General features: G+C 70.8%; 6 protein-coding genes. 2 read left to right on the top strand and 4 right to left on the bottom strand.

Going from position 1 to position 10874, the window contains the following annotated elements; all coding sequences use genetic code 11:
* Together BSZ40_RS11895 and BSZ40_RS07215 are read left to right on the top strand one after the other, a co-directional pair.
* On the top strand, positions 1-438 hold a 438-nt coding region (locus BSZ40_RS11895), incomplete at its 5' end, for a DUF6318 family protein (protein ID WP_158020877.1).
* A gap of 17 nt (positions 439-455) precedes the next feature.
* Entirely contained in the window at positions 456-1256 is an 801-nt protein-coding gene (locus BSZ40_RS07215; RefSeq protein WP_143180908.1) for a hypothetical protein, read from the top strand.
* A gap of 67 nt (positions 1257-1323) precedes the next feature.
* Here the strand turns inward: BSZ40_RS07215 and BSZ40_RS07210 are convergent, their stop codons facing one another.
* The 4 genes from BSZ40_RS07210 to BSZ40_RS07195 all read right to left on the bottom strand — a co-directional run bounded on the left by BSZ40_RS07210 (position 1324) and on the right by BSZ40_RS07195 (position 10826).
* Entirely contained in the window at positions 1324-4746 is a 3423-nt protein-coding gene (locus BSZ40_RS07210; protein ID WP_073824655.1) for a Swt1 family HEPN domain-containing protein, read from the bottom strand.
* A 17-nt stretch (positions 4747-4763) separates the two neighbouring features.
* Entirely contained in the window at positions 4764-7481 is a 2718-nt protein-coding gene (locus BSZ40_RS07205; protein WP_073824681.1) for a DUF1156 domain-containing protein, read from the bottom strand.
* Positions 7482-7528: 47 nt separating this feature from the next.
* Entirely contained in the window at positions 7529-9622 is a 2094-nt protein-coding gene (locus BSZ40_RS12375; protein WP_073824653.1) for a helicase-related protein, read from the bottom strand.
* A gap of 97 nt (positions 9623-9719) precedes the next feature.
* Positions 9720-10826 carry a DEAD/DEAH box helicase gene (locus tag BSZ40_RS07195; RefSeq protein WP_073824651.1) on the bottom strand — a complete coding sequence of 369 codons (1107 nt, stop codon included), beginning with the start codon at positions 10824-10826 and terminating at the stop codon, positions 9720-9722.
* Positions 10827-10874: the final 48 nt, after the last annotated feature.

The raw sequence follows: 10874 nt of genomic DNA, 5'->3' as shown, positions 1-10874 counted from the left end.
CTGCCTCCCGAGGCCCAAGCCCAAGCCGGTTTTGCCGAGGCCGAGCTGGCGGCGAAGTACTTCGTGGAGCTGCAGTACTACGTCGCCCAAACCAACGATCTTGCTACCTGGGAGCAGGTAGTTAGCCCAGAGTCTAATTATGCGAATAGGGTTTCTGCGCTCGCGATCGAGCGCCAGGAGTTGGGGGTCAGACTTGGATATGAAGGTTTAACCATTGAATCAATAAAAGTTAGACAGGGTGCTGAAAACTCTAATCGGTTCCAAATTTTTTTGATTGTTCGAATGGGTAATGAATACGCGCTAGACTCGACCGGGAAGCTCGTTGAAGAGAATGGGGGGAAAGAGATATATTTTGAAACTTATGTTGAATTTTATGGTGATGCATGGAAGCTGGTCGGTGCAGCCGACTATTCGGAGCGCCCAGAAGGGCTGGACTGACCGTCATGCTGTATCTGATGAAAAAAATTACTGCTGTAATTCTGCTTGCATTTCCCCTGTTAAGTGGAAATGTTGACGATTCTAGTGACGTCGTCGAGATGGGGGATCAGGTTTATTTGGAGGAAGTTAAGGTATTTTGTGACGAGGGTGAGGTTGGGCCTGGGGTGGTTGGGGAGGGTGGTGGGGTGGAGTTGTCTCGGGAGGAGCAGGAACGTTTGGCGGGGTGGGCGGCGTTGTGTGGGGTGCATCAGGGAAGTCAGGGGCAGGTGCCGCAGTGGTGTCAAACGCCCGTGGGGCAGGTGGCCCCGCCGCAGGTCATCAACTGGCATAAACGGGTCACCATGGCCCAGGTGGCGCAGGTGGCTATCCATGGTTCGGGCATCCAAATGCAGCCAGATCAAGGCTGGGTGCTGATAAAGCTGGAGACCATCGTGACTACCAGCAACGCGCCCCAGGAACACCAAGTCCAGGTCCTTGGCCGGCCCATCAATATCAAGGTCACGCCCATCAACTTTCACTACGACTTCGGTGATGGTCAGAGCCTGGACACCCGTGATCCGGGCCGCCTCTACCCCGACCACACCACCTTCGTGCGCTACCAAGAAACCGCTCCCGCCCGGCAGATCACCCTGACCACCACCTGGACCGCGCAATTCGAACACCCCGTCACCGGCACCTGGCACCCCATCGACGGCACCTTGCAAACCACCGACAAAACCGGTGTCTTTGAAGTCCTACGCCTGCAATCGGTCATCGGCACCCGCCCCCCAGAACCCCAAAACGCCTGGGACGTCATCCACCAACAAAACACCCAATAACCAACCCGAAGAATCGAAAAAGGTGGGGGCGACCGGGCATCCGGCCGCCCCCACCGCACTGCCCCACCTACTCGAAAGCAGCCTCCCGGAAACCCAGCGTGCGGGCATTCTCCCGCAACGTGCGCACCTCGGCCTCGGCGAAACCGCCCGCCTTGCGGGCCCGCACGTCCAGGGTGATCTCGATGTCGGCCCCGGCCTGGGCCAGGCGCTCCAGCACCTCGCGCTGCACCTCGCCCAACGGCCGGGCGTAGCGGGCCCCGTCAATGTCCACGACCGCGAAGAAAGTCGTCGGCGGAGCCGGGGTGGCCGGGGCGACCGGGCTCCCGACGATCCGGCCCGCCCCGGCCGCCGCGGCCGCGCTCCCCGCAGGGCTCGCCCCCGCCGGGGCCCCGGTGGGCAGCCCGCTCGTGTCGCCAGCGGGCTCGCCCGGCACGTCCGTCCCGGCCGCACTCTCGGCGGTGGCCGCGGCGGCGTCGGCCTGCTGCTGGGCCTCGCCCACCTCCCACCGCAGCAGCAGCGTGGCGTCGGTGACCTGCAGGGTGGCGTGCGGTGTGGGCGGCACCACGAGCCCCACGTACCGACCGGTCTCCGCCTGCCGCCCGGTGGCCACGGCGAAACGGCCGCTAAACCCGGGCAGCTGATCCAACGCCCCCGTGATCGCCGCGTCCAACACCTGCCGGTTGGCCAGGCGCAACATGTAGGGGTAGCGGGTGAAGAACCCCCACAGCTCGCCGACGCTCACCTCGCCCCGGGCCTCCCACAGGGCGCCCAGCTCGTCTTGCAACGCGGCGCCGAGCGTCTCGTGCCCCAGCTCGCACACCAGCTGCTCGGAGCGCTTCAGCTTGTTCGAGACCCGCGCGGCCAGGCTCTCCTGCCCGGAGTCGGGCACCCGCTCGATCTCCAGCGTGAACGGCGCGGTTGGGTCGTCCTGCGTCGGGTAGAGCGCCCACACGTACGCCGCGCGCAGCCGGTCCTCGACGGTGCGGCCGTAGCCGTCGACGTTGCGCTCGGCTTGGCCCCGCTGCTGGGCCGACAGGTTCAGCGCCTCGGCGCTGTCCAAAATGTGTCGCCAGGCCAGGTAGGCCCGGGTGGCGGCCTCCAAATTTTCCAGCTCGGCGTGGTCCGGGGCGAGGAAGATCAGCGAGTTGCGGTGTACCCGCTGGGCCGCCCCGCGCCCCTCCAGGGCCGCGCGCACCCAGGTGGCGGCCGCCGAGTCGGTCTTGTCCTGGCGGCGGTGGGCGTGGCGCGGGTGCAAGATGACCAGCCGGGCCTCCTCCAGATCCGGCACGTCGGCGCTGGTGGCGGGGGCCAGGTGGACGCGGTCGAAGGCGCCGCGCGGTCGATCCTGGCCGCTCAGGCGGGCGACGATCTCGTTGAACACCGTCTCCGGGTCCTCCCGCAACCGCTCGGCGTAGTCATTGGCGCTCTTGTTGACCGACGGCTGCGTGTCGAACCAGTAGCGGCCCTGCTCCTCGTAGAAGTAGGTTGAGCGCTGCGCCAGGTGGGCCAAGGCGGTGGGGAAGTTGCCGAGCTGGTCTCCGGGCAGGGCCGTGCCCAGCCACACGTACTGCTTGTCCAGGCCCCGGTGGGTGGCCTTGGTGCGCGGGGCGGCCCCGAGGAAGATGGCGCGGGCCAGGCGCTGGGTGACGTGCCGCTGCCCCAGGTTGACCTTCTCGGCGTCGATCCGCCCGGCGGTGGCCGTATCGGAGTCGATGTCGGAGTCAATGATGGGCTTCCACTGGTCCTCCAGGTACTGGGTGAGGTCGGTGTTGACGGCGGTGGCGGCCAGCGGCACCGTGCCCGGCAGGATGAGGGGCGCGGTGTCGCCGTCCCGCCACAGCTCGTGCACGATGGAGGAGACGAGCTTGAGCACCCCACGGGTGCGCTGGAAGCGCTCCAGGGTGGACCAGTCCTCGTACAGGCGGTCCAGCAGCTCGGGGTGCAAAGGGTAGGACGCCCGCAGCCGGGCCTCGTAGTCGTCGTTGGGGCCGGAGGTAGCGGCCGGGAAGTCAGCCTTGTGCTGGCGGTAGAAGTTGGCAAACGCGCGAGCCGTGGCGTTGATGGTGGCGTGGGCGGCGGCGTCGGGGGTGGCAAACAGGCGCCGCCGCACGATCTCGAACGACTCGCCCTTGCTGGAGGGCCGCCACTGGTCGGCCACCCGGCGGATGACGTTTTGCAGCCGCTCCAGCGCCAGTTGGCCGTTGCGGCCCCCGACTTCGATGTCGTTGCCGCCCGCCTGCCCGCTGCCGACGTCGGAGGCCGGAATGGAGACCACCAGCATCGCCCCGGGCACCTGCCGCACCACCTCGGTCAGCGACTGGGCGAACGTGAACTGGGTGTCGAAGGAGCCGGCGGGCAGCTCCTGATCGGTCAGCAGCTGACGGGCGTAGGCCACCCACTCATCGATGAGGATCAGGGCGGGGGAGTAACGCTCCAGCAGGGTGCGCAGCGACTGGCCCGGGTTGGTGCCGGTGCGGTCAGCGTCAGCCACCAGGGCGTAGCCCTCGGCCCCGCCCAGCTGCCAGGCCAGCTCGCCCCACAGGGTGCGGACCTCGGTGCCGTCGGGCTTGCGGGAGACCGCGCCCGGCTCCAGGTAGGTGCCCACCAGCACGGCCCGCCGCACGGGCAACCGGTCGATGTCGCTGGCCTGGGCAGCGGCCAGCAGCTCCTGCAGCTCCTGGGGGAACGCGGTGACCGGGGTGCCGGAGCACAGGTGGTACAGGGCCAGCATGGAGTGGGTTTTGCCGCCCCCGAAGTTAGTTTGCAGGTTGACGACGGGGCTGGCGCTGGCGTCGCCGCTAAGGCGCCGGGCCGCGCGCGTCAGCAGGTCTTTGAGGCCCTCGGTCAGGTAGGTGCGGGCGAAGAACTCGCCGGGCTGGGCGTACTCGGCGCCGAGCGCCTGCCCGGTGTGGACCTGGTGCAGGTCCGCGGCGAATTCGGCGGCGGTGAAGGCGCCGCTGGCGACGTCCGGGTGCGGGGCGAGAACCTCGCGCCACGGCTTGAGGCCGACGCCGGGCTCCAGCTTGACCTGGGTGGCGCGCTTGGCCTGCTGGCGGGTCTGGTCGGCGAAGATCTGGCGCTGCAGGTCGGCGTGCAGTTTGCGGACGTCGGCCGCGGAGTCGGGGGCGTCCACGGCCGCCAGCAGCAGCGCCATCGTGTCCAGGGCGCGCAGGGTCTCCTCGGAGGAGAACTTTTCCATGTGGGCCCAGCGGTTGCGGGTCTCGCGCAGTTCGGAGGCGTAGCTTTGCTGGGAGCGGGAGAGCAGGGCATTGAACTCGCGACCCTTTTCCGTGAGGGCGCGCAGCTGCACCTGGACGTCCTCCTTGGACAGGGTGCGCATCACCCCGCCGCGGGCGTCCTCCAACGCCCAGCGCCGCGGCCAGTCGGGGGTGGCGTAGGTGCGGGTGAGGACGCCGTCGACGACGTCCTCCAGGCCCTCGGACAGCAGCTCGAAGGCGCGGCTGAGGCGATCACGATTGTTGAGGGACATGGCGGGGCCTTTCGGTCTCAGGGCAGGTCGAAGGTGGTTTGGGTGGCGGCCGGGCGGGCGGCGAGGGCACGGGCCTGCTCGGTGAGCTCGGCCCAGTCCGTGACCAGGGCGTTGAACAGGCCAGCGTCGGGGCCGTGGCCCTGCTTCTCGGCCTCGTGGAAGAGCAGGAAGCCCAGCTCCTTGACGGCCTCCCAGTCCACGCGCCCGGCCAGGCGGGCCAGGAGGGCGGCGGTGGCCGCCAGCCCGGTGTGGCCGAGGCGGGCGGCCAGGCGCACGGTCGCCTCCCAGATACTCAGGTGCGCGTCGGTGTGCGGGTCCCAGTCGCCCGCCAGTTCGGCGGGCGGCAGCAGGCGGGCCTGCCCGCCGCGGGCGACGAAGATGCCGCCGCGCTCCAGGGCGGCCAGCGAGGTGTCGGCGCTGCGGGCCAGTTGGTCGGCCTCGCCCGCGGCCGCCTGCCCCCAGCTGTGCTGGCGGTACCACTTGACGGCGAAGCGGGTGTCGGGGTCGAAGTCGGCCTCCTGCTCGTGCAGCACCTCGTCCAGGGTGTGGTTGATGAGGGCCAGGGCGGCGCGCACCGACATGGCGGTCCCGTCGGCCTCCCGCACCTGGGCGTAGCGGGAGAAGACCGCGATGCCGGGGCCGATGGCGGCCTGCGCCAGGTCGACCGGCGAGATGGCGCCCTGCATGAGGGGGCGTAGGGCGGCGGGTAGCTCCCGCTTGAGCTGGGCAACGAACTTGCGGCGGTCCGTGGCCGGGGCGTCGGCGGGGCGCGGGCGGCAGGCCAGCACAATGGAGGAGGCCAGGGCGTTGCTGCCTTGGGATCTAGGACGGTTAGCCAACTCGCTGCGCACCGGCCAGGTGGCGGTCACCCGCCAGCCCGCGTCGATGAGCCCGGCCAGCAGGGTGTGCCAGCCGGTGGCGGTCTGGTCCTGGCCGTCCTGTTGCTTGTAGGCGTAGTAGACCGTCAGCGGCACGGTCGGGGAGGCCGCGGCCCGCAGGCGGGCAAAGACGCCGTTGAAGCCGTCGACGAAGAACTGTGCGGCCGCCTCCTTGCTGCCGTGCCGGTAGGGGTTGGCGACCAACTCCTCGGCCTTCGGGGTCAGCAGGGTGCCGGTTACCGCGGGGTGGACTTCGCGCAGCATGCGCCGCAGCCAGACGTAGAAGTAGTCGCTTAAGTCGCTGTAGCCGATGTTGTCGTAGTACGGCGGGTCGGTGGAGACCACCAGGCCCGCGTACTCCCGTTCGTTCGCGCTCAGCTGCGCCACCGTCCCGCTGGCCGCAGCCGGGACGGAGGCCAACGCCTTGGCCACCCACTCCACCTGCCCGAGGAAATTGCCCGAGGAATTGGAAAACGGATTGGCCTCCGCAAAGTCCCAGACCATGGGCAGCGCCTGGCGAGCAAACACGTTTCGCTGTGAATCTCTAGTGCTGTCCCAGCTGGCCAGAGAAGAAAGACGGTCTGTTTGTCGACTAACGGCCAGCGCAAGGTAAGTGGCCACCGCGTCGGCGTAGGCCCGAGCCCGCTCAGGGGACAGCCCCGCCGCTTCCGCGTCGGCCGCGACCTGCGCGCGCGCCTCGCCCACCAGGTCGCTGAAGGTGGTCAGGGCCACGAGCTGGCGATTGGTGAACAGGTCCGTCCACATGGTCATGCCGTACTGCTGCACCCGGAAACCCAGCGCGCGCTCAGGCAGCTGGGCCGCTGGCAGCGCGGGTAGATCAGTGACCACGGCGCTGGCAACATGATCAGCGGTGGGGGAGCAATACAACCTTCCCTTCGGCCCGTCCGCCACCACCGCGAGGAGGTGAGCGCCCATGCGCCCTGCCCGGGCCTCGGCGCGCACGTACTCCAGGGGAAGAGGCGTACCGTCGCCCACCGCGTGGCCGCCGGTGCGGCCGATGGTGCCGTCGACCTCCGGCCCGGCGGGGTCGTGGCGGACCTCGTAGCGCACCTGCCCGTCCACCACCTCGGCGTGCACCCAGGCCTCCTTGCCCTTCTTCTTGCTCAGCCACCACGAGTTGACCAGCGGCACCTCCAGCGGATGGGCCGGGTTGGGGCTGCGCACGGTGCGGGCCCACTTCCAGGCAATGACCGTGTGTTTAGTCCCATCGGGCGCCACCGCCGGCGGGTAGAGGTGGCCGATGCGGCGCGCGGCCGCGTCCCGCAGCCACCGCCCGTAGTGCCGCACGTCCTCGGCCAGGCCCTCGGCGCGGACGTAGTGCGTCTGCTCCGCCGGACCGGGGTGGATGGGGGCCGCGCCCGCGAAGCGGGGCGGCAGCTCGATGAGGGCCTTGTTGAGGAGGACCGCCAGCGGGTTGAGGTCCGAGGCGTGCGCCGCCAGCCCCAGCCGTTGGGCCTCCAGCGGGATCGACCCGCCGCCCGCAAACGGGTCCAGCACCGCGGGCAGCTGTCCGCCGTTGCTCTTGGCGATCTCGGCCCGAGCCGCGGCCAGCAGCGCCTCGTCGTTGCTGTTTTCCCACTGCACCAGCCTGCTCAGCAGGTCGTGCAGGCGGGCCCGCTCGGCCGCCTGCGCCTCCTCGGTCGGAAACTCCTCCGGGCGGGCGGACGGATCGTCCACCAGCTGGGCGAACAGCACCGCCCGGGCGGTGGCCAGGGGCTTGCGCGACCAGTACAGGTGCAGGGTGGAGGGGTGGCCGTGGCGGATCGACTTCTCCCGCACCGAGGCAGCGTTGATGGCCTCCAGCGGCAGGGAGGTCTCGATGAGTTTCTTGGACATGAGGGGGCTTTCTGCAAAACGAGGAGATAAGGGCAGGCGGGGGAAGATCAGTGCGGAGGCTGGCCGCGCGCCCAGTGCGCGGCCCACTCCTCCACAAAAGAGACGGTGGTGGTGGCCGGAGTCAGGTGGGTAAAGGCGCCCTCCACGTAGCGCACCTCGTCGGCCGCGGGCCCCGCCGGGCTGACCGCCACCAAGGCCAGGCGGTGGCGCGGGCCCTGGGTGCGGGCAAACTGCACCTCGTTGGCGGTGATGGAAAACGTCGGCGCCCCCGCGGTGCGGCCCTTGACCTCCAGGAAGAACACGCGGCCCTGCGCGTCGGTGGAGCGCACGTCGAAACCGGGATTGTTGCGGGCCATCTCCTCCGGCCGTCGCCCGAGCGCCCGCTCCGCGGCCAGCACCGCCGCCACCGCGCGGCGCTCCACCTCCCGGTCGGCTGCGCCCCACAGCGGGGGCGCCTGCTCCGCCTGCGGGGCGCGGGCCGCCAGCCAGCGGCTCGGCACCACCAGCGCCGTCCCCCGTACCCGCAGCTGCGCCGGGCCCAGCTGCGCGGCGCGCGCCAGCTGCGCTAACCGGGTGGTCAGCCGCGCCTCCAGGGCGTGGGCGCGCCCCCGGGCCGCGCTCGCCCGCAGGCGGCCCACCGTGCCCGCTCGCTCCAGCGCCTCCAGGCGCGTGAACTCCTGCTCCCAGTAATTGATCTCCGCCAGCAGCCGGGCGCGCACCTGGGCCGCGGTGTGCTCCACCTCGGCCCGCCGGGCCGCCGCCACCCGCGCCAACTCCGCCCCGGCGGCCTGCTGCGCCAGCCAGCTCTCCACCTGGCGGCGCGGGGGCTGGCGGGCAGTGGGCGGCAGGGCAGCGGCCAGGGCCGCCTCCTCCGCCGCCGTGGGCGCCGCAAAATCCAGGTAGGGCGGCACCGCGCTGACCCGCACCCGGCCCGTCGCGTCCACCACCGGGTGGGCGAACTGGTGCCACACCCGCTCCCCGGTGCCGTCCAGCGCCCACTGCTCCACCACGAACAACCACTGCGGCCGGCCCGCCTGCTCCGGGCGGCGATCCACAAACAGCGTGCCCGCTGCCAGGGCCCCCGCCGTCGCGGTCAACGTTGCCGTCGCCAACGCCTGCACCAGTGGGTAGCCGGGCGCCAACAGCTCCGCCGGATTGCGGCCCGGTGTCCCCGCCCCGGGCGTGAACGTCACCCGCTCGAAGGCCTGCGGCAGGCCCGCCCCGCCCGCTCGCACCACGGCCCGCGGCAGCCGCCCGATCGTGAACTCGCCGCCCGGCCGCGCCCCCAGGCGCCCGCCCAGTCGCGCCAGGGCCGCCCGCACGAAGGCCTCCAGGTAGCCGGGCTGCAGCTGGCGCTCGCGGGCGGCCTCCAGGCGGGCCGCCAGCTCCGCCACCTGCCCGGCGGTGTCCAGCCCATCGACCGCTGCCCGCCGGGCCGCCAGCTCCCGCACTCCGCGGGCCACCGCGTCGTCCACCCGCTGTGCCAGCCGGTCCGCCACGGTTTGCTGCTCTCCGAACCGGATGGCCTCCACCAGCAGCTCGCGCAACGGTTGGCCCGTGAAGGCGTCGTCCTGCCCCAGGATCGCGAACAGGTTGCCGTCGTAGGCCTGGCCCATGCAGGCCAGCTTCTCCAGCAGCCGCTGATAGACCTGGCCCTCCCGGGTATCGGCCGCGACCAGGTTCCACAGGTGGCACACCTCGCGCTGGCCGATGCGGTGAATGCGCCCGAACCGTTGCTCGATCCGATTCGGGTTCCACGGCAGGTCGTAGTTGACCATCAGGTGGGCGCGCTGCAGGTTCAGCCCCTCGCCCGCCGCGTCCGTGGCCAGCAGCACCAGCAGCTGCGGATCGTGGGTGAAGTTCTCCCGCACCGCCAAACGGGTGGCACGCGGGGTGCCCCCGTGGATGGTGGCCACCGCCTCGGCGCGCCCCAGCAGCCCGACTATCCGGGCGTGCAGATACTCCAAGGTGTCGCGATGCTCGGTGAAGACGATGAGCTTGCGCGGCTCGGCTGCCCCGCCCGCCAGCAGCTGCTCGTCCAGGATGCCGCGCAGCTGTGCCCACTTGGCGTCCGTCTCGCGCTCGCACACCCGCCCGGCCAGCTGCACCAGGCCCGCCAGCACCTCGACCTCGCGGGCCAACTCGGCGCGCGAGCGGGCCGCCGACGCCGACTCCGCCAGCGTGGTCAGCTGCGCCTCGGCCGCGCCCTGCTCGGCTGCGGGCAGGTCCTCCGCGAAATCAGCGAGAGCTAGCGGGGGGGGGTGCGTAAATCGCTGCCGGGAGGCCCCCGGCGGCCACCGGGGCGGCGCCCGCGCGCCAGTCAGCCAGCTGCGTGCGCAGCCGCGCGTGGCGGCGCTGCAGCGACCGCCAGATCGCCTGCGGGCTGGAAGCCAGGCGCCGCTGCAGGATCGTCAGGGCGAAGCCGACGCGGTTGCCTCGCTCGCCGTCACCGGCCCGGGCCACCGCCTCGGCGCGCCCCATCTCGGTGCGCACGTACTGCGTGACCTCCTCGTACAGCTCCCGCTCCGGCCCGCTCAGCTCGTAGGCCACCGTGGAGGCGCGGCGCGGCGGAAACAGCGGCTGGCCGGAGAAAGTCCGCAGGTCCTCCTTTACCAGGCGCCGCATTAGCCCGCGCGTGTCACTGCGGTGGGCGCCCGGGCGGAACTTGCCCGCGAAGCGGTCCCGGTCTAGCAGCGACATGAAGAGCTGGAAGTCGGCCTCCACCCCCGCGTGCGGGGTGGCGGTCAGCAACAACAGGTGGTGCGGCCCAGCCGCCAGGGTGCGGCCCAGCCGGAAACGCTGCGTCTCGGTGACCCGGCCGCCGCTGTAGTGGGCTGCCATGCGGTGGGCCTCGTCGACCACCACCACGTCCCAGCCCGCCCGCGCGAACTGCTCGGCCAACTCGGGGGAGCGGGCCAGTTGATCCATGCGGGCCAGCAGGTACGGGTGGGCGGCCAGGTCAGCCATGGCGCGGGAGTAGATCTCAAACTGCAGGCCAAACTTGTCCGCCAACTCCTCCTGCCACTGCTCCACCAGACCGCCCGGGGCCACGATCAAGGCCCGGGCGCACGCCCCGCGCAGCAACAGCTCCTTCAGATACAGGCCGGTCATGATCGTCTTACCGGCCCCCGGATCGTCCGCCAACACGAAACGCAACGGAATGCGCGGCAGCAGCTCCTCGTACACCGCCGACAGTTGATGCGGCAGCGGCTCGACCCGGGACGAATGCACCGCGGCCAGCGGATCGAACAGGGCGGCGTACTTGATGCGCAGCGCCTCGGCCGCCAGCTGGAAATCGGCAGGCGGGGCCGCGAGCGTTAATGCCTGCGCGGACGAGTTGGGCACCGGTGCACTCCCTGTAGCGGGGCCTGGCCGCCTGCCTTCCCCCTAGTG

Source organism: Buchananella hordeovulneris, from assembly GCF_001907235.1.
Taxonomy (GTDB): domain Bacteria; phylum Actinomycetota; class Actinomycetes; order Actinomycetales; family Actinomycetaceae; genus Buchananella; species Buchananella hordeovulneris.
This window is presented reverse-complemented; position numbering and strand designations above follow the sequence as displayed.